The organism is Mycobacterium paraintracellulare, from assembly GCF_000276825.1.
Lineage (GTDB): Bacteria > Actinomycetota > Actinomycetes > Mycobacteriales > Mycobacteriaceae > Mycobacterium > Mycobacterium intracellulare.
Genome location: NC_016948.1, coordinates 1,073,889 through 1,096,300 on the forward strand (window position 1 = coordinate 1,073,889; position 22,412 = coordinate 1,096,300).

Sequence of the window (22,412 nt, forward strand, 5' to 3'; positions counted from 1 at the left end):
GCGCCAATCACGCGCATACGCAAGGGACTCCGAGTAGCCCCACCGTCGCGCGACAGCCGCGGGCCAACGTCCGATCGAAACTAACCGGGTGGCGTGCGGTGAGGGTGCGTGGTTGACGGTTTCCTAACGGGGCTACCGTGCACCTTTACGGTTTGTTAACGCCCCGTGGCGGCCCGTCGATCAGGGGGAGCCGTACCCGGAAAACCGTCTCGTCCTCCGTGGATTCGACGGTGACCGAACCATGATGGGCCTTGACGATCGAACTGACGATCGGCAGGCCCAGTCCGTGGCCCGAGCCGTCGGATCTCGATTTGTCTGCGCGGACGAACCGTTCGAACAGCCTGGGCAGCAGCTCTTCGTCGATGCCGGGTCCGTCGTCGGTGACGGTCAATTCCACGAACGGCGGTTCGGGACCGTCACGGTGGCAGGTGATTCCGGTCGTCACCGTCACCCCGGGCGGTGTGTGCACCCGGGCGTTGCCCAGCAGGTTGCTGACCAACTGGTGCAGCCGGGCGTGGTCGCCCCGCACCCAGACCGGATGGTCGGGCAAGTCTTTGACCCAGTGGTGGGTCAGCGCAGCCACCGTCGCGTCATTGACCGCGTTGTTGGCCACCGCGGCCAGGTCGACGTCCTCGGACTGCAGATCTTGCCCTTCGCCCAGCCGCGAAAGCAGCAGCAACTCGTCGACGAGCAACGCCATCCGCCGGGCCTCGGATTCGATGCGGGCCAGCGCGTATTCGGTGGTCGGCGGCAGCTCCGAACTGTCCTGGCGGGTGAGTTCGGCGTAGCCCTGAATCGCCGCCAAAGGTGTGCGCAGTTCGTGGCTGGCGTCGCTGATGAATTGCCGCATCCGCAAATCGGATTCGACCCGATGCGCCAGCGCGCCATCGACGTTGTCCAGCAAGCGGTTCAGCGTGTGGCCGACGATCCCGACCTCGTTTTGCGGGTCGGTGTCCTGCGGTTGTACCCGGATGCTGATGCGGTGGTCGTCGTCGGCGAGCGGCATGGCGGCGACGTTGGCCGCGATCGCGCCGAGCCGGCGCAGCGGACGAAGCGTGTATCCGACGACCCACCCGGTCAGAGCCGCGGTAAGGGCCAGCGCCCCGGCGGTCAGCGCGATCGTGGTGATCTGCTTGCGCGCGATGATCCGGTCGGCGAGGTTCTGCGACATCCCGACCACGAGCACGTCGGAGCCGTCCACGGTGCTGTCCAGGCGATAAGACCCGAGCCTGCCCAGTATTTCGGTCCGGGGTGGGCCGCCGGACCACGTCTGCCCTTCCAGCGCGCTGATGACGTCGGCAGGCGCGGGTTTCGGTTCGCCTTCGGAGAAGACCGCCGACCCGATCACCACGCCGTTGCGCAGCACGGCGATCAGGTTGCCCGGCGTCTGTCCGGTGAATTCGAGCATCGCCTGTCCGATCGGCGGTGTGCCCGGATGCGTCGAAGTGTGTTCGCCGTTGCGGTATTTCGTGTACTGGTGGCTGAACGCGTCGAGGGACTCGGCGATGTCGGCGTCGCTCATGGCGTTGACATAGCCGCGCAGGCTCAGCACGGAAACGATGCCGACGGTCACCAGCACCACGCTGACCACGGCCAGCACGCCCAACAGGAGCTGGCGGCGCAGCGACGAGGGAAACCACCGGGGAAAGATCCCGGATGTCGCGGCCTTGTCTTCGGTCATTCCGCCGGCCGCAGCATGTACCCCACGCCGCGGACCGTGTGAATCATCGGCTCCCGGCCGGAGTCGATCTTTTTCCTCAGGTACGAGATGTAGAGATCCACGATGCTGGTGCGCCCCGCGAAGTCGTAGTTCCACACCCGGTCCAGAATCTCGGTGCGGCTCAGCGCGCGCCGCGGGTTGCGCATGAGGAAGCGCAGCAACTCGAACTCGGTGGAGGAAAGCGACACCGCGGTGTCACCGCGGGTGACTTCCCGGCTGGCGGTGTCGACCCGCAGGTCGCCGACGATGAGGGTTTCGGCCGTCGGCGTGGGCGGCTGGCCGGAGCGGCGGAGCAACCCGCGCAGCCGGGCGACCAATTCCTCCAGGCTGAACGGTTTGGTCATGTAGTCGTCGGCTCCCGCGGTCAGGCCGGTCACCCGGTCCATGACCGAGTCGCGCGCGGTCAGGAAAAGCGTCGGGGTGTAGACGTCGGATTGGCGCACCCGCTCGAGGATCCGCAACCCGTCGACGTCGGGAAGCATGATGTCGAGGACGAGCACGTCGGGGTTGACCCTCTCGAACTTGGCCATGGCCTCGCGCCCGTTGTGGGCGATGTCGACCACCCAGCCCTCGTAGTGCAGGGCCATCTTCACCAGATTGGTCAGCGCCGGCTCGTCGTCGACCAGCAAAACCCTGATCGGTGAGCCATCGGCACGGTTGATCCGCGGCAGCTGCCCCAGGATGGCTTGGCGGGGCCGCTGCGAGCCTGAGTATCCGGCCGTTGCGGTCATATTCCTTCAATTCTGGCCGGTCACACACCGGATTGTCACGGAGTTCATAGAATTCTCAAATGTATGCGCGTCTCCCGACGCTTTCGAAAGGCGCTGTGCATTGAGGCGTTACGGGCATTCGTCTTCCAAAACGACAGCGCCCGAGCGGGTTTCGTCGAGTGCACGGAAGATGCAAAACGGGGCCGCACACCGGTCGGTGCGCGGCCCCGTTTTACAGAGACGAGGCGTCAGGCCCAGCTGGACCCGACGGCGCTGTCGGTGCTGGCCATGTTGTTGCCCGCGGACTGAACCTTCTGCCCGTGGGAGTTGGCCTGCTCGTAGATCACCTGGAAGTTGCGACCCAACTGGGTGATGAACTCCTGGCACGCGACCGAACCGGCACCGCCCCAAAAGTCGCCGGCAGCAAGCACATCGCGAATGATGGCCTGGTGCTCGGCCTCCAAGGACGCGGCCTGGGCGCGGATCAGGGCGCCGTGGGCGTCTACGTCGCCGAACTGGTAGTTAATGCTCATTACATGACTCCTTAAAAGTGTTGGGCAGCAGCAGTTCTGGGCTAGCTGCTGAGGATCTGCTGCGAGGCCTGCTCTTGCTGCTCGTAGTTGTTCGCGTCGCGGATCAGCCCGTCGCGCACCCCGTGGAGCATGTTGACGATGTTGCGGAAGGCCTGGTTGACCTGGCCCATGGTGTCATACGACGTCGCCTGCGCCTGGCCGCTCCAGCCCGCACCCGCGATGTTCATCGACGACGCCCACATCTTGCGAGCCTCGTCCTCGACGGTCTGGGCGTGGACCTCGAAACGGCCCGCCATCGCCCGCATCTCGTGCGGGTCGGTCATAAAACGTGTTGCCATCTCGGCTGTCTCCTATCTTGATAGCTTCAGTCGGCCGAAGTCTTAACAATGGAAATTGATGCGGCGGTGGCCGCGGTTCAACTAGATTACGGCCTGCCGGTTAATTGTTCGCCTTAAACGGGCGACATGTACCCCCTTGATTCCCGTATCAGCGTCCCTCCTCAGACGACAACCTGCTTGGGCATGACGATCGGCTTGAAGCCGTACCGGGGTCCGGCGCCGTAGGCGCCGGCGCCCTTGGCCGCCGCCGCCATGCCCGGCATGCCGGGCATCGCGGTGACGCCCTCCGCTTCGGCCGCGGCCGTCCAGCCCGAACCCTCGAGCGGAGCGGTGGCCGACGCCAACGACGACGCCGGGGCGGCCGCGTTCCAGCCGGCCGGCACCGAGAGGCGGCCCACGGTGGAGGCCTCGCCCAGCGCCGCCGATGCGCCCGCGCCCGACACCGAGCCCACAGTGGTGCCGGGCGTGATCGCGGCCGCGCCCGCCGCCGGCGCGACGGAGTCGGCCAGCGAGAACGGAATCGACGGCACCGATCCCAGCGTGTGCCCCAGCGACACCGCGTTCGGGATCGTGGCACACACCCACCACGCCGCGGTGTTGACGGCGCCGTTGGTGGCGTTCAGGAACGACGGGGTGCCCATCAAGTTGTCGATGGACTGCAGCAGGCCGCCACTGCTCGTTGGCGACGTGATGAGCGACGACAGGTCCAGGCCGGCCGCCTGCGACGTACTGTTCGCCGCGTCGAAGGCGACCGCGCCGTTGTCCACGGCCGCGGCTCGCGCCGGGTCGGTGGTCGACGTCAGCGGCGTCACCGGGGTGAGGACCCCGGCCGCCGCCGAGGAGGCCTGATAGGCGGCCATCATGGTGGCGTCTTGCACCCACATCTCGGCGTATTGCGCTTCGGTCGCGGCGATCGCGGCCGAATTGACGCCGAGGAAGTTGGTCGCGACGAGTGTGGCCAGCAACGTGCGATTGGCCGCGATCACCGGCGGGGGCACCGTCGCGGCGAACGCCGCCTCGTAGGCAGCCGCCGACGCGGTGGCCTGCGCGCTCGCCTGCTCGAGGGTGGTCGCCGTCTCCGTCAGGTAGGACACGATGGGCTGGGCGGCGGCCGCCGCCGCGGCCGACCCACCGCCGGTCCACTGTTCGGTGGTCAAAAGCGAGATGATCGACTCCCACTGCGTGGCGGTGGCGCTCACCTCGGCGGCCAGGTTGGCGTACGCCGTCGCGGCGGCCATGAGCGGAGCCGAGCCCGCACCCGCGTACATGAGCGAGGAGGTGATCTCCGGGGGCATCGCTGAAAAGTCAAGAACCATCTGGGTTTCCCGCTCCTTGTCTGTTCGGATTCGATGTCTGACGAGTGGCCGTGATCGCCTAGACGGCCGCCGGTTTCGGCATGACGATCGGCTTGACGCCGTAGCGCGGCGCGCCGAAGCCGGCGCTGTTGCGCCCCATCGCACCCACCCCGGGCATGCCGGGCACCACCGTGCCGGCACCGGTCTGCGGCGCGGCGGCGGTCCAGCCGACGGTCTGCAGCGGCGCGGCGCTCGAGGCGGCCACCGGGGTGGAGCCGGCCCAGCTCGGCGGCACCGAGAGCTTGTTGACCATGGTCGCCTGGCCCATCGCGGCGGCGGGCATCGCGCCCACGCCCGCCACGCCGCTCACCCCGGCGCCGGCCGGCGTGGTCGAGGTGGCCAGGTCCGCCGCGGCGGCCGCACCGGCGGCGTCACCGGATGTGTCCAGCAGGCCGCCACCGGCGAGGCCGAGGAGGTTCGACGTGGCCGACGCCCAGTTTCCGAAGCCGATGTTTCCGATGTTGGCGCCGTTGCTCGACAGGCCGAACATGCCACCGAGGCCGCCGCTGGACTGGCCGTTGAAGCCCAGGAGCCAGGCGAGGATGTCGATCGGGTTGGAACCCGTGGCAGCGCCGGTGCCGGAATCCGCGGCGTCCAAAGCCTGAACGGCGGCCTGGCTGGCGTTGACGGCCTCGGTGTCGCCGTAGCTGTTGGAGCTGATGCCCAGGGTCTGCGAGTACTTCTCCAGCTGCGCCTGCGCCTCGGCGGCGATCGCCTGGTACTGGGCGCCGTACGCCGAGAAGATCGCCGCCTGCTGGGCCGACACCGGGTCGGCGGCGGCGGGCGCGATGACGGTCGTCGCCGACGCGGCGCCCGTGTTTTGCGCCGCCAGGTTGCTGTTGATTCCGGACAGCAACGTCTCCGCGGCTAGCATTTCCTCGGTCTGTGTTGTCAGAAACGACATCTGTTGCTCCTATGCTGAACGAGCCGACCCCCGGTGTGGGTCGCTGTGTGTTCACGTAACGGCCGCTGTGCGTTGGCGTAACGCTAGCGAGCCACAACTCCACATTCCCCACCCAATGAGCTGGGGTTACAGTCGTTTACGGCTTCTTAACGACAAGGGCGGCAGTTTTAACAAGACCCTGTCGGACGACATCGGGACGTCATCTGATCGCGGGCGCGGACAGGGAGAAACCGCGCGCGGCGCGCGGATCCTAATCGATGGACACGGCCCCCGCATGTTGGACGTCTGGCAAATACCGGCCGGGATGCGATGCCCCGTGTTCGGGTTTCACGCGCTAGATTCGCCGCCGGGCCCCCATAGCCCAATTGGCAGAGGCAGCGGACTTAAAATCCGGAAAGTCTGGGTTCGAATCCCAGTGGGGGCACCACGAAAGCGCAAGTAGCCGCCCATAGGAGCCCTTCGATCGTGAGAGCCGTAGCGTTCACACCGGCGGACGGGCGTTCTTTGGGCGCACCACCGACGCGTTTCGGCTTTGGGTGTCGCGGGAACTGTTTGCTCCGCGCCGAAGCTGGGGTCGGTCACAGTCCACGCTGGCGTTAGGTGGTTCGGCGGTGGTGACCCTGGTTCAGCAGCGAGCCTGGCCCGTCAAACCGCCGCCCTTAAGCGCCCCTCGTCTATAACTCGTTGATCCAGCCGACGCGGTTCGAAGAGAGACGAATCGTCGGGTCGAAGAGGACGACGTAGGCGCCGCGGGGGTTGACTGTGGGGCTCTCGAAGCAGACATGCCCTGGGCGGTACCGCCCGGCGCAACTTTCCCCGCACCGAGCAAGTTTTCGGTGGTTGCACCCATCAGGGTTGCGTCTCTCGTCCTTCCCGGGGGGTCCTGCATCTTCCAGTCGAGCAGTGCGTTGAAGGCCGCCTGCTCGTTGCCGTTGTTCTGAACCGTTACCCGCGTACACAGGTTAGGTGTCATCCGTATATTCCTGCCGCCTTGGTTCCAACGGCGAAGACGTCGTCGTCACGTTGTCGGAAGTGACCGAGCCGCCAGCGACGACGGGTCGGGTCTGCTGCACGAATAGGTGACATCTGAGTTGGCTTGCCCGGGATGGGTGAGCTGGAAGGATGTCCTTGTGCCCAGGCCTACCCCCGAGAGTTCCGCGATGATGTCGTGCGGGTCGCCCGCAACCGCGACGACGGCGTGACGATCGAACAGATCGACACAGACTTCGGGGTGCACCCGATGACACTGCACAAGTGGATGCGCCAAGCCGATATCGACGAAGGCGCCAAGCCCGGCAGGAGCACCGGGGAGTCCGCTGAGCTGAGGGAGGCACGGCGACGGATCAAGTTATTGGAGCAGGAGAACGAAGTCCTGCGCCGGGCCACGGCCTGTCTGTCGCCGGCCAACCTGCCGGGAAAGGGCTCTCCCCGCTCGGGAAAGAGCTCGCCGCCGACGGGATCCCCGTCGCGGTGACTTGCCGGGTACTCAAGCTCGCCCGCCAACCGTGTTACCGCTGGCTGGCCAATCCCATCACCGATGCCGAAATCGTCGAGGCCTACCGCGCTAACGCCCTGTTCAACGCCCACGAAGACGACCCGGAGTTCGGCTACCGCTACCTGGTCGAGGAGGCCCGAGACGTCGGCGAATCGATGGCCGAGCGCACCGCCTGGCGGATCTGCACCAACAACGGTGGTGGAGTGTGTTCGGCAAGAAGCGCGGCAAGAACGGCAAAGTCGGGCCATCTGTGCACGACGACCTCGTCGAGCGTGACTTCACCGCAGATGCACCAAATCAGCTGTGGCTCAGCGACATAACAGAACATCACACCGAAGGAAAGCTCTACCTTTATGCGATCAAAGACGCTTTCTCTAACCCATCGTCGGGTACTCGATCGACTCTCGAATGAAGTCCCGGTTAGCGACCACGGCCTTAGGCAATGCCGTGGCACGCCGCGGCGCGGTGGCAGGCTGCATCCTGCACTCCGATCGCGGATCTCGATTCAGGGCAAAAAGCAGCAGACCCAATAGACCACGCTTGGGTTGTAGTCCATTTGTAATGCCTATATGGGTTGGCCAACCGGTGTGACACGGATTCTGGGGTCGGTGAGACGTCGCGCGATTGCATTGCAGTCCAGGATTGCAGCATGACCAAGATCGAATGCACTCACTGTGACAAGTCGCATACGACAACGCAGTACATCAGCTTTGCGTGCGGGGCGTCCCATCCTTCAGTGACCCCAAAGACATTGCGGCGCTTCGTCGCTGATCAGACAATTCTGTTCGCTGAGACGGATGGCGTGGGCAGCAGATCGTCGCCACCCCCGAAACGGCGGCGAAGGTTTCCCGGCGAACGGTCTTCGTGGCTCCGTCTCAAAGGTAAAGAGTCGAGACGGATTAGTTCTTGTCTCATAGGCGGGTGCGCGGCGCTGCAATTTGGGGTTAGTTGCGGCCGTGGTGCGCCCATATGGGGTCGGTGCTGAGTAGCGCCGCCGCGTCGGAGTCAGCGCTAGGGGTGTCGAGGTGGTGGGTCGTGGGTGGGTGTCGTAGGGCCTGTTGGATGGAGCCGCGGTAGGTGCTGAGCCCATGTGGTGGGGGGCCGATGACGTTGTCAATGTCACGGTCTTTCATTACTGCGTCGTGTCGCAGTGATTCCACAAGGGGGCGTATCAGGTCGGCTGGCATGGGCGTGAGGAAGGCGATGCCGCGGGCGCTCAGTGCTGGGGTAATGAATGGGACCGGGATGAACCGTCGGCGGGGTAGTCCGGCTTCTTCGGCGAAATCGCTCAGCATGTCTTGGTAACGAAGGACGTTGGGGCCGCCGATGTCCCAGCTGCGAGAACCGGGTAGGTCTACGGTGGCTGCGCCAAGGAGGTAGTGCAGGACGTCGTCGATGGCGATGGGTTGGACCAGATGGCGGGTCCAAGGGGGCACCGGAAGCACTGGGAGGGCAGTGGCGAGCAGGCGAATCATCTCGAATGATGCTGACCCAGCGCCTATGACAACCCCTGCCTGCAGGATCATGGTCTCGATCCCGGACCCAATGAGGGTGTCGCCGACGTCGGAGCGGGATCGGAGGTGCCGGGACAGTTCCCTGGTGCGAGGGTGCAGGCCCCCGAGGTAAATAAGTCTGCTGACATTCGCCCGTCGGGCAGCAGTGACGGTGTGGCGGGCCGATTCAGCTTCGGCGCTGCTGAAGTTGATCGAGCTGCCCATCGAGTGCACTAGGTAGAACACCACGTCAACCCCTGCGAACGCGTGCTCCAGGAATCTGGGGTCACTAAGGTCGGCGGCAACGACGTCCACCTGGCCGACCCAGGGCAGTGCATCGAGATCGCGAGGGTCGCGCGCCATCGCGCGGACTTGATGATCAGCAGCGAGTAGTCGTGGGATGAGTCGGCCACCCACGTAACCGGTGGAGCCGGTCACCAGACATTTCATGCGCTCCCCCTCTTCTTCCATACGGAACAAAATCGACGACACCGGTACTGGTTGGCCTGGCGCAACATGTTCACGGTGCGCGCGGCCTTGCTAGCAGTTACCCGCTGATGGGCGATCCACGCTCGATTCGGATTTGCGGGGCGGGGTGTTGAGTTTCTGCCCAAGAGAGTTGGCAAAATTCCAGAGTGAGGTGCTCGACGCCGAATTGGCCACCCTGATTGAACTGGAGCCCGACCATGTCGCCGCACTAGCCCCTAGCGCTACAACACCGTGAAACGAACCGCCGCTACCTGAGTTGTGCGGTTCCCACAAAGAGCCCGTCTGTCTTGCTGCTAAAGATTTGCGACTACGTCTCTCGAGTCCCTGGTGCCAGATGCGCCACACCGTTGCGATACCGACCACCAGAGGCTAACCGGCTCGTCGCCTCTCTGACGTCAAGACCAGAAACGGCTACAGAAGGATCCGCTTTTCGCGACGATCGCTGCGTGGGGTGAATCAGTTCGCCTGGGCGTGAGCGTTCGTAACGCAGTGCGGTGGTCTTCGACACGCGGATCAATTCTCCGGTCAACGGATCGCAATCACGCAGTACGCCACCTGGTGGCGACGCAGGATTGCACTGACTCTGCGGGCCGGCACCGCGAGTTCGGCGCCGATCCAGTCCTGGCCGCGGCGTGAGGAGCGACGCAGTTCGACTACCGCAGTTTCCACCGCCGCCGAGGTACGGCACGGGCAGTGATGCGGGCGTGACGAGCGGTCGAGCAGTCCTTCCGGGCCTCCTGGAATTGACCGGGAGGAGGTGGTGCGGGCCCAGATTGCCTCCTATGCATACTCAACCCAGTCTTCCGACGCGCTTAGCCCTCGTGCTGCAGGAGACGGCGACGCGCCCCTCCTCGCGGACAATTTTGGAGACATCGACCCCAACCTGGAGAAGGTGCTCGACATAGAGACGGTTCGCCCGCTGATAGCGGCGCTGCCCGATAGGAACGGGCCGTGCTGCAGCTTCGATTCTTCGAGAACCTGACGTAGACGCAAATCGCCCAACGGCTCGGCATCTCCCAGATGCATGTGTCCCGATTGCTGAGTCGTTTACTCGCGACAGTACGGACCCGAGTTCTGATTGCATTGCTTGTGTGATCGCGCGGCAGGGGACCGAACCTCGTCAGTTTGTCCGCATCGACTGTCTCACAGCTTGTTTCAGATGGCGACTGAATCAACTTTTCACGCTCTTGAGCAAAATCAGGCGTGGACGCGGAGGAAAATGAACCGGTTCTAAATCACAGGCACGTCGGGTTTCCTTCCGCCTTTTGCGGGTAACCAATTCGCGAAGGTTCCGACGGCGATCGACCCACCTCGATACGGTGTCTGACAAAACACGGCCCGCCGGATCCGACTGTCTCAGGTTCCCAAACAGCGCGGAGCCGATCCATTCTTTTCGTTGTGCAGCCCCAGCGGCTGCAGAGTGCACTTAGGACGATCATGGCTGTAGCCGATGTTGCGCAGTTTGCGCATCTGACCAAGGATGATATGAAAACGCTCGGCGCTGAGCTGGACGCCATTCGCTACGACATCGAGGGCTCTCGGGGTGCGCGCGATGCGTCCTACATCCGTCGAACGATTGCCTTCCAGCGCACCCTGGAAGTCGGTGCGCGATTACTCATCGCCGTTGGCCGCTCCAAAGCAAGTTGGGGCACCGGCGTCGCGGCGCTGGCCTTCGCCAAGACGGTCGAGAACATGGAGATCGGCCACAACGTCGGTCATGGCCAATGGGACTGGATGAACGACCCAGAAATTCACTCCAACACCTGGGAATGGGACATGGCGGGCTTGTCGTCGCAGTGGCGCTACTCCCACAACTATCGCCACCACGTGTTTACCAACGTTCTTGACCTAGACGACGATCTCGGTTACGGCGTCATGCGAATGACCCGCGATCAACCGTGGGAACCTCGCTATCTGCTGCAGCCGTTGCGAAACCTATTGATGGCGGTGGGGTTCGAGTTCGGAATCGCCCGGCACGGCATGCATGCCGCGCAAGCGCGGGCCCAGACGGAGCCGGAGAAGGCCGCGCAGTCACGGGCCTTCGTCAGGAAGATCGTCAGGCAGACGACGAAGGATTACCTGGTCTTCCCCGCGCTGAGCCTCTCGCGTTGGCGCAGAACCCTTTACGCCAACGTGGCCGCCAACGTCCTGCGCAATCTGTGGGCATACGTCGTGATCTTCTGCGGGCACTTTCCCGACGGCGCCGAAAAGTTCACTCCCGCCGTTGTACAGGATGAAAGCAAGCCGGAATGGTACCTGCGCCAGATGCTGGGTACCGCGAACTTTCGGGCCGGCGCCCTGATGGCGTTCGCCAGCGGAAACCTTTGTTACCAGATTGAACATCACCTGTTCCCCGACCTGCCCAGTAACCGGTACGCCGAGATCGCCGTGCGGGTGCGGACGCTGTGCGAAAGGTTCGGCCTGCCCTACACAACCGGGTCACTATTGACGCAGTATCTGCAGACGCTGCGCACCATTCATCGGCTGGCGCTTCCGAACCGCTTCTCCAGCAGGTATTTCGACGAGGCGCACCTGAAGCTCGGGCAACGAAACAATTTCCTGCCTCGCCGACGCAGTGCTGACGCTGCGCAGATTGGTGGCACGGTTCGGTCCAATCTGCTTTCACGCTCACTCGCGGTGTCGCCATTGAACGCTCGGTGTACGGACGGTCGATCGGATGAGGTCGAGATGGCCGTGCAACGTAGCACGGACGGGTTCATATGGAGGGATGACCGGGCGGTCAGTTAAGGCGCCTGAAACTTCGGCCCGGCCGAATCCTCGGCGCGTTCAGTGATGCTGATCGGGCAACGAAGCGTTGCTTTCCATGCCGGCCAGGATGGTCCGACGTTCGTCTGAATCGCTAATCAGGCTCCGGGCGATTTCGGTGAGGTGCTCGCCATGCGACCGTGCGTGCTGTCGCAGCATCGTGAAGGCGTCTTCGATGGAAATGTTGAAGTGTTCACGCAGGTACCCTTTAGCCTGCTCGACGACGATCCGGCTGTTGAGCGCGGCGCGTAGTTGCGGAAGAACAGTGCTCGGAGTGGGGGCGTGGTCTTGGAGTATGGCCACGCACGCGACATGGACCAGGGTGTTGGCGACCAGTAGGTCGGCGTCGTTGAGGTCGCCAATCCGGGTTCCGAAGAGTCCGAGTGCACCTAGCACAGTGCCGGCGGCGCGCATGGGCACGGCGTGCACGGAAGCGTACCCGGCGTCGGTGGCGGCCGGCACGAACTGCGGCCACCGCTCGCGTTGGGTGGATAGGTCGGCCACGGTGACGGGTTGGCCAGTGGCATAGCAGTCCAGGCAGGGGCCTTCGTCAGCTTGCAGTTGAAGCAACTCCAGCTCGTGAGAGCGCTCCGAGGTCGCGGCCATCAAATGCAGGTGTTTGCGCGGGTCGGCTAGCAGAAGACCGGCGGCCTCGACGTCAAGCAGCGTGGCGCAGCGTTCGGTGAGGTCGGTAAGCAGTTCCACGACGTCGAAGTCGTCGAGCATGCTGTCAACCAGCGAGACGACCGCGTTCAGGACGCGGGTTTCTCGAGGAGTGTCACTCATCGGTGTGTCCCTTTCTGCACTGCTCGCTCGACGCCGGAGCGGTACCGCGACCGTGGCGCATCAGTGGGGGTCCAGTCGCAGGCGGCGCTCAAGAATGTCGCGGGCGATTTCGGTGGCACTGCGCCCGGTGGCATAGGCGTGTGCCCGCAGCCGGACCAGAGCCACGGGGGCGGCAAGATTGAGTTGCGCCATCAGCATGCCGGTGGCCTGGCTAACTTCGGAGCGCGTCAGGTTGTTGATCTCGTTCCAGGCGGTGCTGCCCGGTTTGGCAGCGGCGTCGTCCAGGTTCTGCTCGAGCAGGTCCAGCATCGGCATCTGGGCCAGTTCGGCGGCTACCGTGACTCCGGCGACCTGTTCTGCCGCGAGCATGGTGGGTGTGGTCTGAAAAAGGTCCAGGGCACCGACGTACTCGCCGGCCACCATGATCGGCATCGCGTACACCCCGCGGATCTCGCGGGCCAGCATCGCCGGACCGTAGGCGGGCCACCGAGTTTCGGCGGGATCGGCTAGATCGACGACAACCACCGGCGCCTTATAAGCCACCGCGTCCAGGCACGGGCCTTCGCCGTGGGTGAATTGTTCCTCGTCATATATGCGCGCCGCGGGGCCGCTGGCACCCAGGGTGCCGATATTGGCACCATCGAACACCAACGACACCGCGGCCGCATCGATGCCCAACAGACCTACGCACGCCTCACAAAGCCGATCGGCGGCACCGACACCCCGTTGCTCACCCATCGCGGCGAGCAGCTGCTCTTCGATCGCCGGCATCGTCAGTGTTCGAGCCGGATCGCGTGGATGTACCGCTTGCGTCTCATCATCGTTCCCATCCTTGGCCACGCCGACCAATGATTGGGCCGAATACCCGGTGTCGGGAGCCCGAAACGGGGCGTCATTGGACCGGCGTAACGCGATCGCCGCCCCAAATCCGATTCAGCAACGCTGTGGCGGTCATCCCCCCATGATGCCCACGCGATTTCGAAGACCGACGTCGAGTACGTCGAGATGGACGGCCCTGGACTCAGTCCTCCCGCCGAGAAGGAAGCCGCAGTCAGCGATCGAGAATGTGGGCCGCGATCGCTGAGCAGCTTTCGTCCTCGGACGATCAGCGCGCTCGGACAGTAGTCTGTAACGCAGGTCGCCGCCGAGTGGAAAGTTGTGGTCATGTCAGAGGGTGAGCACAACGAAATCGTTGCTCAACTCGCCGCGTTGGTCGGTAAGCAGCAGCGCAGTGATTCCCCGATGGCATCCGGGCTGGGCGAACTCGTCGCCAGTGCCGCTCAGCACGTCCCCGGCGCGCAGTTCGCCGGGATGACGGTGGCTAGCCGGACCCAGGGAATCAGCACCGCTGCAGCCACCAGTACCTACGCGAGGATTCTCGACGAAATTCAACAGCGTCACCAGGAAGGCCCCTGCCTCTCGGCGGCTTGGGAGCACCACACCGTCCGCATTGACGACGTGGAAACCGAGCGACGGTGGCCGCGCTACCGCATCGACGCCCTCGCCGAGACTCCAGTGCGCTCGGTGCTCGCGATCGAGGTTTTCGTAAGCGACGACAGCTTGGGGGCACTCAACTTCTACTCCGAGCATCCCCGAACGTTCGAGCAGGAATCCACCGAGCTCGGCGTCATCTTCGCCGCCCATATCGCGTTGGCGTGGAACATGTTTCGTCGGAACGCGCAATTCCGCAGCGCACTGGCTTCCCGTGACCTCATCGGCCAAGCCAAGGGCATCATCATGAACGAGTTCAACATCGATGCCGTCCGAGCATTCGAACTGCTCACCCGCCTATCACAAGAGTCCAACACGAAACTCGTCGACATCGCCCAACAAATCATTGACAACATCGACTAACCCCCAAATGGGCGGGCACCCCAGGGACATCGATGGAAAACACCAGCCCTGGCAGTCCGGTCGACTGTGAATCCGTCGGCGAATGACTGCCGCGTCGATCGACTCCAGTCACCGCTGATTGCTTATGGAGGGACCAGAGGGTCTGCACGGTTTCGGAGACTTTGCTCGCTGTCCGTCGGACGCGCCCGCGGGACACTTCGCCGTCCCGGATCGATTGCGGCGGCCGCCGTAGGTCCGAGGTTGCAGTCCGCAGGCAGTCCGCAGAGCACTCGACAGCAGCCAACAACAACCAAGTTTGTTCGTCGCTATTTACGCAGCGTATGCGAAGAAATTCATCTCAAGCCGTTGCTAACCGCTAACTATAAATCACCAGGTAGAGCACTCTTAAAATCCGTCAAGTGTCGGTTCGAGTCCGACTGGGGGCACCGCGAAACGCGTCCGAACACGCACGCGCGCAGTGTGGACGCCACGCCCGCATCCACCGGCTCGCGGCGCCGGTGCGGGTTTGCGGCTAGTGTCCAGGGATGGATGGACAGCCGTCGGTATTGCTCAGACCAACTATTCGTACGGCTTTCGATCCCGGCTCCCGGCAAGACGTTGACGCACTGCGCAGTGAGCTGGCCAGCGAAGGGCGCAACGTCACCCTCCGAATGCCCGATCCCGGCAAGTTCGCCGTGCAGACGCCGGAATCGGTCAGCGTCTACATCCTCGCCGGCGTCACAACCCAATTCCTGTCGCTGTTGCTGGCCGATATCTCCGACAGCATCAAACGGTGGCTGGTCAGGCGTTTCAACAAGGACGACAAGGCCAGCGCGCAGACCGTGACGATCTACGTGCACGGCAAGGCCGTCAAAAGCATTCTCGGCAGAAGCGCCGACGACATCGAGGACGTGTCCACGTACGTCGAGGGCTGGGACGCAACGGCGACCCGCCCCTGAACACCCCACTCGCGGTAAGTTGCTCGAGACCGTTGTGCGAGCCGCCACCGCGAAGGAGCCAGCGCGAAGGTGTCCGAGGATCCGCGGGCTGACGGCGTCTCCCGCCAATACGATCGGTGGGAATATCCGCCCCCGGTAACCGATCTCGAGGCGTGGACCAAGAACCATTGGGATTGGTTCGATCCCTTCTATGCGCATCGCGTGTTGTGGCCGAACCGCGCATACAAGCCGGATCTCGACATCCTCATTGCGGGTTGCGGCACGTTCCAGGCGGCCGTTTTCGCCTTCATGAACCGCGCCGCCAGGGTCGTCGCGATCGACGTCAGCCGGTCCGCGTTGGATCACCAGCGGTACCTGAAGGACAAGCATCAGCTGACCAACCTGGAACTGCATTTGCTGGCCATCGAAGAGGTCTCGGCACTGTCCCGCGACTTCGACCTCATCGTCTCCACCGGCGTCTTGCACCACCTGGCGGATCCGTTGGCCGGGCTCAGCGCGCTCGGTGGATGCCTGCGCAGAGACGGCGCCCTGGGCGTCATGCTCTACGCCAAGTACGGCCGGTTCGGCGTGGAGCTGCTCGAATCGGCGTTTCGCGACCTCGGCCTGTCGCAGGACGACGCGTCGGTTCAGCTGGTCAAGGAGGCGGTTGCGGCGCTGCCGCCCGACCATCCCGTCCGTCCCTACCTGCACGGCGCGCGTGACCTGATGTCCGACGGCGCGCTGGTCGACACCTTCTTGCACGCCCGCCAACGCAGCTACACCGTCGAGGAATGCCTGGAGCTGGTCGGCGCCGCCGGGCTGACGTTCCAGGGCTGGCTGCGCAATTCGCCGTATTACCCCCACGACGGGCTCTTTGCGCAGACGGGTCCGTTTCAGTCGCTGTTGAACCGGTTGCCCGACGCCACGCTGTGGTCGGTGATGGAACGCCTGCAGCCGGCCAATGCCACCCACTTCTTCCTCGCCTGCCGCCCCGAACGCCCGACACGGGACTATGCGATCGACTTCTCGACGGCGTCGTCCCTCGATTACGTCCCCCTGCCGCGGACGGCATGCCTGCTGTCCGGCGACGAGATTCACCTTCCCGGCGCGAAGCTGACACTCACCGCGGCCCAGTTGGCATTTGTCCGGCGCGTCGACGGGCGGCGCACCATACGGGAAATCGTCGATGCGGTGGCCCAGGGCAGCCGGGAGGACGGCACGCGGGTGCGCGAGTTCGGGCACCAGCTGTTCCAGTCGCTGTGGCGCCTCGATTTCCTGGCGATGTCGCTGCACACGTCGTCGGATTAGCACCCCCGGCGACGTGGTTCAGCGTCGGACCAACATTTTGGGCCTGCCCACGCCGGAGCAAACCGTCACTCATACACTGACCCAGCATGGGCATGCTGTTCGGTCTCGCGCCGTGGATTGTGTATTGGGTCCTTGTCGGAAACGTTCCCTTCGCCGCTGCAGTACTGGTCGCGCTGGCGGTCGCCGCCGCCGGCCTGGGCCTGGGCGGCGCGACGGGCAGGCAGTGGCAGTTCTTTGACTTCGCTTCTGTCGCAGCGCTTTTGATCCTCGCCGTGCTGACTTTCACGCTCAGTCAGTCGTTCCTCGAGCGGTGGCTACTGACGCTCAGCAACGCCGGGATCTTGGTGGTGACACTGGTGGGGATGCTGGTCGGCAAGCCGTTCGTGGCCGAGTTCGCCGCCGCGGAGCACGCTCCCGACGTCGCCAAAACCGAGCTGTTCGGCCGCGTCGTCCAGGTCCTCGGCTGGGTCTGGGTCGCGACGTTCGCCGCCATGACGGTGTCCTCGGCCATCCCGTCGATCGTGCAACGGCCCGCGGCGAACGCCTCCGGCCTGATCCTGGACACCAAGACCCCGCTGTCCTTCCTCTGCTACTGGATCATCCCGTTCGGGCTGCTGGGCCTGGCCGCGGTGGCCTCGCGGCTGCTGCCCGACCGGATGCTGGTCGGAATCGACGATGTGGCGCGGGAAACCTCCTTCGTCGCCTACGACGAGGCCACCATCGACGAGCTGTACTTCCTCGCCCAGGAACACGCCAACCGAGAGGTGGGCCCGGGCAAGGAGGCCTACGCCGTCAAGGTCGGCGGGATGGGAACCCCGTTGACCGGAGACGAGTCCCGCAAGTCGTGGCCGTCGACGTACAAGGTGCGCGACAAGCGGCACTGAACCCCACAAGGAGTCGTGATGAACGCGTCCAGCCCGACGGAGGGCATCGTGTGGATTCACCACCTGCCCGGATACGACCGCCCATGACCGACTATCCGCAAATGGCCGCCGCCCGGGGCAGGATCGAGCCCGTGCCCCGGCGGGTCCGTGGCTTTCTCGGCGACGCGCTGGTCTTCGACACCACCGCCGCGCGCTACGTGTGGGAGGTCCCCTATTACCCGCAGTACTACATTCCGCTGGCCGACGTGCGTACCGAGTTCCTGCGCGACGAGAACCACGCGCAGACAGTGCAATTCGGCCCGTCGCGGCTGTACTCCCTGGTGGCCGCCGGCCAGACGCATGCATCCGCCGCACGGGTATTCGACGCCGACAGCGACAGCCCGCTGGCGGGCACCGTGCGGTTCGAATGGAATCCGTTGCGCTGGTTCGAAGAGGACGAGCCGGTCTACGGTCACCCGCGCAACCCCTATTCGCGTGTCGACGCCCTGCGCTCGCACCGCCATGTCCGGGTGGAGCTCGACGGAATCACCTTGGCGGACACCAAATCTCCCGTGTTGCTGTTCGAAACAGGCTTGCCCACAAGGTATTACATCGATCCTACCGACGTCGTCTTCGAGCACCTGCAACCCAGCACCACACAGACGTTGTGCCCGTACAAGGGAACGACGTCGGGATATTGGTCGGTGCGAGTGGGTGACATCGTGCACGAGGACCTGGCGTGGACCTACCACTATCCGCTGCCCGCGGTCGGTCAGATCGCCGGCCTGATCGCCTTCTACAACGAAAAGGTCGACATCGTCGTCGACGGGGCCCCATTGGCGCGGCCGCAGACGCAGTTCAGCTAGCGGCGGCGGCCGAATCGCGGCGGTGTGATATTCGCCTCGCTGACGGCAAATCCTGAGAATTCCTTACTAAAGCCTCGGTCGAGCGGAAACGCGAATCGTTAGCGGTGTAGGCAAAATCCGCCGGAAGAGGGTTTGCATGCGTTTCGCTACGGGTAAGCGATTGCGATACAGCGTGATTGAAAGTCTGAGCAGAACCTGAGTGCGCGGAGTGACGTAGCTAACGTCGAGCATTTTGAACTGCTTTAAGGCGAATTTTGGTCAGTAGACTACCGAAAACCAGTCTCGTCAGCGCCTTTCGGTGCTGAAAGCCGGTGGATCCGGAGGCCAAATCGTCGCGTGTGTGCGGCGGCGCCACTTGGCCACCAGGGCCGACGAACACAGCAAAGGCGGTACCAGCGTGAGTGATGCATACGACCCAACGGCGGCCGGGTTCTCGGTCGACGACACCGCGGTGGTTCGAGTCCCGGTGCACCACGGCCCGATCAGCGACATGGACCTCAGCGGCGACGGTCGCCGGCTGCTCGTCACGAACTATGCCCGCGACGCGGTAACGGTCATCGACGCCCACACCCTTCGGGTCTCGAGCACCCTAGCCGGCCTCAGCGAACCGTCCGCCGTCGCCATGAGCAGCGCGGACGCGAACTACGCCTACGTCAGCACCGCCACCGCCGCCTACGACGCCATCGAAGTCATCGACGTCGTCACGAACTGGCGGATCGCGACGCACCCGGTCGCGCACAGCGTGAGCGACCTGACGGTGAGTGCCGACGGAAAGCACCTGTACGCGAGCCGAAACGCCGTTCGCGGCGCCGACGTGACGGTCCTGGACACCACCACGGGCGAACTCGAGGTGATCGAACTGGCCACCGCACCCGGCACGACCACCGCATGCGTGCGGGCCAGCGCCGACGGCCGGCGCCTCTACGTCGGGGTCAACGGGCCGAACGGCGGCAGCCTTGCCGTCGTCGAAACCCGCACCCGATCCGATGGCGGCCGGGTGGGCGGCCGCTCGCGCGTGGTCGGCACGATCGAGCTCGGTCTGCCCGTCCGCGATGTGGCGCTGAGCAGCGACGGCGCCACGGCATACGTCGCCAGTTGCGGCCCGGTCGTGGGCTCGGTGCTCGACGTCATCGACACCCGCGCGAACAAACTCGTCAAGACGCACAAGATCAACGAGATCACCGGGCCGCTGGCGCGGATGACGCTTAGCCGCGACGGCGAGCGGGCCTACCTGGTCAGCGACGACCGCGTCACGGTGCTGGGCATGCGCGCGCTCGACGTCCTCGGCGAGGTCACGGTGACCAAGAACCCGTCCTGCGTGCTGGAAAGCCCCGACGGCAGCCACCTGTACGTCGCCGACTACTCCGGAGTGCTCACCGCGGCGCGCATCGACTCGGGCCAGACGCCACACAGCGGCGACGCGGATCACCCGGACGCGACCGCGGGCTGGCTGTTCGATGTGCCCCAGTGGGAGCCGGCGCTGGCCTAGCCGGCTGCATTGCGGGACGGCGCGGCGCCCGGAGTGTGTGAATCCTCGCCCTCGAGTGTGAATCCTGGGCCGGGGATCGTCGGCGTGTCGCCGCCCAGCGTTCACCCTCAAATCCCGGGACGCACACTCAACGGCACCGGGCGCGGGTCGTCGGCAGAGCACGCACACTCAACCGCAGAGTCATCCGAAAGGCCCGCCCGCCGAACGGGATCCACGTCGCGGGCGACCGGCACGGGTGGTTTCTGTCACGATCGCCGAAATCGGGCTTAGGGTGGAAGCGGCCGACGGCCCGTCGCCGTCGGCCCGGAATGCGGGCGCGGCATTTCGCGGCTTGGCACGGACGGTGCCGCGCGGAGAGTGAGGCGGTACATCGATGGACGGCACGATGCAGGACTATCCGTTGACGATCACCGCGATCATGCGCCATGGCTGCCGCGTTCACGGGGATCGCACCGTCACCACCGCCACCGGGGACGGCTACCGCACGACGAGCTATCGGGAACTGGGCTGCCGGGCCGCCCAGCTGGCGAATGCGTTGCGCCGGCTCGGGGTGACCGGTGACCAACGGGTCGCGACGTTCATGTGGAACAACTCCGAGCACCTGACGGCGTACCTGGCGGTGCCCTCGATGGGCGCCGTACTGCACACCCTCAACATCCGCCTGTTCCCCGAACAGATCGCCTACGTCGCCAACGAAGCCGAAGACCAGGTGGTGCTGGTCGACGCCTCCCTGATCAACGTGCTCGCCCCGGTGCTGCCCCGCCTCGAGACCGTGCACACCGTGATCGCCGTCGGCGAGGGCGACACCGAACCGCTGCGGGAATCGGGCAAGACCGTGCTGGACTACGCCGACGCCATCGCCGCGGAGCCGACCGAATTCGACTGGCCGCACATCGACGAGAAATCCGCGGCGGCGATGTGCTACACCAGCGGGACCACCGGCAACCCGAAAGGCGTGGTGTACAGCCATCGTTCGAGTTACCTGCACACCATGGCGGCGTGCACCACGAACGGCATCGGCGTCGGGGCCGTCGACAGCGTGCTGGCGATCGTGCCGATGTTCCACGCCAACGCCTGGGGACTGCCGTACGCGGCGCTGATGGCCGGCGCCGACTTGGTGCTGCCGGATCGCCACCTCGACCCGGCATCGGTGGTCGGCATGGTAGAAGACCTGCGCCCCACCGTGACCGGCGCGGTGCCGACGATCTGGAACGCCGTCCTGCACCACCTCGAGGACGACCCCGACCACGACCTGTCGTCGCTGCGGCTGGTGGTCTGCGGCGGCTCGGCCGTCCCGGTCTCGCTGATGCGCACCTTCGAGGAAAAGCACGACCTGCAGATCCGGCAGCTGTGGGGCATGACGGAGACGTCGCCGCTGGCGACCATGGCCTGGCCACCGCCGGGCACCCCCGAGGACCAGCACTGGGCCTTCCGCGGAACCCAGGGCCAACCGGTCTGCGGGGTGGAGATGCGGATCGTCGACGACGACGGCCAGGTGCTGCCCAACGACGGCGTCGCCGTGGGGGAGGTGGAGGTCCGCGGCCCGTGGATCGCCGGCTCCTACTACCTGGGCCACGACGAGTCGAAGTTCGACTCCGGCTGGCTGCGCACCGGCGACGTGGGCCGCATCGACGGCCGCGGTTTCGTCACGCTGACCGACCGGGCCAAGGACGTCATCAAATCCGGCGGGGAATGGATCTCCTCGGTGGAGCTGGAGAACGTCCTCATCGGCCACCCCGAGGTGGTCGAGGCCGCGGTGGTCGGCGTCCCCGACGAACGCTGGGAGGAACGCCCACTCGCAGTGATCGTGGCCAAGGAGGGCGCGTCGGTCAGCCCGGGGCAGCTGCGAAACTTCCTCGCGGACAAGGTCGCTCGGTGGTGGCTGCCCGAACGGTGGACGTTCGTCGACGAGATCCCCCGCACCAGCGTCGGCAAGTACGACAAGAAAGCCATTCGCTCGCGCTACGCCGAAGACGGCTACCAGGTGGCCGAAGCCCGCGACTGATCGACGCCGCAACGAGACCGGAAAGGCTTGAGGCAGTGACACATTCACTCGTCGTCGACCAATCCGTCGTCACACCGGTCGCGGTGCACGACGCGTTCGGCCGGACGCTGCCGATGCCACTGCCCACGCTGTTCAACCGCTGGTACGGCCCGTTCCCGCCGATCCGCGACGTGCGCGAGCAGACCGGCGCCTGGGACGCGGCGGGGCAGACCCGCATCGTGCACCTGGCCGGCGGCGCCACCATGCGCGAGGAGCTGACCAGTGTCGACCCGCCGCGCTCGTTCGGCTATCGGCTCTGCGAGGTCACCGGCCCGATGGCGTTGCTGGTCGATCACGTTGTGGGCGAATGGATTTTCACACCGGCGGCCGCCGGAACCGAGATCACCTGGCGCTGGGACATCCACCCGAAGTCGCCGCGCACGGCCTGGGCGGTCCCGCTGCTGGGCAGGATGTGGAAGGGCTACGCGCGGCGCGCGCTGGCCAACCTGTCGGGCTTGCTGACGAAGTGAGAGCCGCGAACC

21 protein-coding genes, 1 tRNA gene and 1 pseudogene are annotated in these 22,412 nt (G+C 65.1%); 13 read left to right on the plus strand and 10 right to left on the minus strand.

The features are described from left to right. Positions 1-145 precede the first annotated feature (145 nt). The 6 genes from OCQ_RS05290 to OCQ_RS05315 all read right to left on the minus strand — a co-directional run bounded on the left by OCQ_RS05290 (position 146) and on the right by OCQ_RS05315 (position 5,560). The gene (locus OCQ_RS05290) at positions 146-1,681 is read right to left on the minus strand and encodes a sensor histidine kinase (protein WP_014379347.1); all 1,536 of its coding nucleotides are present in this window, start codon (positions 1,679-1,681) and stop codon (positions 146-148) included. Beyond that, positions 1,678-2,451 (minus strand): response regulator transcription factor, encoded by a 774-nt coding sequence (locus OCQ_RS05295; protein WP_009954125.1) that lies wholly within the window; start codon positions 2,449-2,451, stop codon positions 1,678-1,680. Before OCQ_RS05295 ends, OCQ_RS05290 begins: the two co-directional genes overlap by 4 nt. A gap of 227 nt (positions 2,452-2,678) precedes the next feature. After that, positions 2,679-2,963 (minus strand): WXG100 family type VII secretion target, encoded by a 285-nt coding sequence (locus OCQ_RS05300; protein WP_008254256.1) that lies wholly within the window; start codon positions 2,961-2,963, stop codon positions 2,679-2,681. A 41-nt stretch (positions 2,964-3,004) separates the two neighbouring features. Further along, a complete protein-coding gene (locus tag OCQ_RS05305) occupies positions 3,005-3,301 on the minus strand; it encodes a WXG100 family type VII secretion target (protein WP_003874404.1) in 297 nt (98 codons plus the stop codon). Between the two features lie 161 nt (positions 3,302-3,462). Further along, on the minus strand, positions 3,463-4,617 hold the full coding sequence (locus OCQ_RS05310; protein WP_014383967.1) for a PPE family protein: 1,155 nt from the start codon (positions 4,615-4,617) through the stop codon (positions 3,463-3,465). A gap of 58 nt (positions 4,618-4,675) precedes the next feature. Next, positions 4,676-5,560, minus strand: coding sequence for a PPE family protein, SVP subgroup (locus tag OCQ_RS05315; protein WP_014383968.1), 885 nt, complete (start codon positions 5,558-5,560; stop codon positions 4,676-4,678). 350 nt (positions 5,561-5,910) lie between these two features. Here OCQ_RS05315 and OCQ_RS05320 point away from each other — a divergent pair. The 3 genes from OCQ_RS05320 (at position 5,911) to OCQ_RS26475 (ending at position 7,467) form a co-directional block, all read left to right on the plus strand. Beyond that, positions 5,911-5,987 (plus strand) — tRNA-Leu (locus OCQ_RS05320). Positions 5,988-6,665: 678 nt separating this feature from the next. Next, entirely contained in the window at positions 6,666-7,034 is a 369-nt protein-coding gene (locus OCQ_RS26935) for a transposase (RefSeq protein WP_051019704.1), read from the plus strand. 226 nt (positions 7,035-7,260) lie between these two features. Then, positions 7,261-7,467 carry a hypothetical protein gene (locus tag OCQ_RS26475; protein WP_158023540.1) on the plus strand — a complete coding sequence of 69 codons (207 nt, stop codon included), beginning with the start codon at positions 7,261-7,263 and terminating at the stop codon, positions 7,465-7,467. 532 nt (positions 7,468-7,999) lie between these two features. Here the strand turns inward: OCQ_RS26475 and OCQ_RS05335 are convergent. Continuing rightward, complete coding sequence (locus OCQ_RS05335; RefSeq protein ID WP_014383971.1) at positions 8,000-9,040, minus strand: NAD(P)H-binding protein; 1,041 nt, start codon at positions 9,038-9,040, stop codon at positions 8,000-8,002. Positions 9,041-9,488: 448 nt separating this feature from the next. Further along, positions 9,489-9,772, minus strand: a pseudogene (locus tag OCQ_RS25815) (IS481 family transposase); the annotation flags it as partial. Positions 9,773-10,057: 285 nt separating this feature from the next. On the opposite strand from OCQ_RS25815, the gene OCQ_RS26995 reads away from it, so the two are divergent. Next, positions 10,058-10,132, plus strand: coding sequence for a hypothetical protein (locus tag OCQ_RS26995; protein WP_232065650.1), 75 nt, complete (start codon positions 10,058-10,060; stop codon positions 10,130-10,132). A gap of 342 nt (positions 10,133-10,474) precedes the next feature. Further along, entirely contained in the window at positions 10,475-11,785 is a 1,311-nt protein-coding gene (locus OCQ_RS05345; protein ID WP_014383973.1) for a fatty acid desaturase family protein, read from the plus strand. A 39-nt stretch (positions 11,786-11,824) separates the two neighbouring features. Here OCQ_RS05345 and OCQ_RS05350 read toward each other — a convergent pair whose 3' ends face one another. After that, positions 11,825-12,589: a GAF and ANTAR domain-containing protein gene (locus tag OCQ_RS05350; RefSeq protein ID WP_014383974.1), complete on the minus strand. Its 765-nt coding sequence runs from the start codon at positions 12,587-12,589 to the stop codon at positions 11,825-11,827. Positions 12,590-12,649: 60 nt separating this feature from the next. After that, entirely contained in the window at positions 12,650-13,438 is a 789-nt protein-coding gene (locus OCQ_RS05355; RefSeq protein ID WP_014383975.1) for a GAF and ANTAR domain-containing protein, read from the minus strand. Between the two features lie 315 nt (positions 13,439-13,753). Between OCQ_RS05355 and OCQ_RS05360 the strand changes: the two genes are divergently transcribed. The 8 genes from OCQ_RS05360 to OCQ_RS05395 all read left to right on the plus strand — a co-directional run bounded on the left by OCQ_RS05360 (position 13,754) and on the right by OCQ_RS05395 (position 22,400). After that, positions 13,754-14,443: a GAF and ANTAR domain-containing protein gene (locus OCQ_RS05360; RefSeq protein ID WP_041785403.1), complete on the plus strand. Its 690-nt coding sequence runs from the start codon at positions 13,754-13,756 to the stop codon at positions 14,441-14,443. 524 nt (positions 14,444-14,967) lie between these two features. Continuing rightward, complete coding sequence (locus tag OCQ_RS05365; RefSeq protein ID WP_232065568.1) at positions 14,968-15,381, plus strand: hypothetical protein; 414 nt, start codon at positions 14,968-14,970, stop codon at positions 15,379-15,381. A 69-nt stretch (positions 15,382-15,450) separates the two neighbouring features. Then, a complete protein-coding gene (locus OCQ_RS05370; protein ID WP_014381937.1) occupies positions 15,451-16,668 on the plus strand; it encodes a class I SAM-dependent methyltransferase in 1,218 nt (405 codons plus the stop codon). A gap of 86 nt (positions 16,669-16,754) precedes the next feature. Further along, the gene (locus OCQ_RS05375) at positions 16,755-17,552 is read left to right on the plus strand and encodes a hypothetical protein (RefSeq protein WP_014383979.1); all 798 of its coding nucleotides are present in this window, start codon (positions 16,755-16,757) and stop codon (positions 17,550-17,552) included. A gap of 83 nt (positions 17,553-17,635) precedes the next feature. Beyond that, on the plus strand, positions 17,636-18,397 hold the full coding sequence (locus tag OCQ_RS05380) for a DUF427 domain-containing protein (protein WP_014383980.1): 762 nt from the start codon (positions 17,636-17,638) through the stop codon (positions 18,395-18,397). Positions 18,398-18,794: 397 nt separating this feature from the next. Further along, the gene (locus OCQ_RS05385; protein WP_225331965.1) at positions 18,795-19,886 is read left to right on the plus strand and encodes a YncE family protein; all 1,092 of its coding nucleotides are present in this window, start codon (positions 18,795-18,797) and stop codon (positions 19,884-19,886) included. A 373-nt stretch (positions 19,887-20,259) separates the two neighbouring features. Further along, on the plus strand, positions 20,260-21,891 hold the full coding sequence (locus OCQ_RS05390; protein WP_014383982.1) for a fatty acid--CoA ligase: 1,632 nt from the start codon (positions 20,260-20,262) through the stop codon (positions 21,889-21,891). Between the two features lie 35 nt (positions 21,892-21,926). Beyond that, entirely contained in the window at positions 21,927-22,400 is a 474-nt protein-coding gene (locus OCQ_RS05395) for an SRPBCC family protein (RefSeq protein WP_008254265.1), read from the plus strand. Positions 22,401-22,412 lie beyond the last annotated feature (12 nt).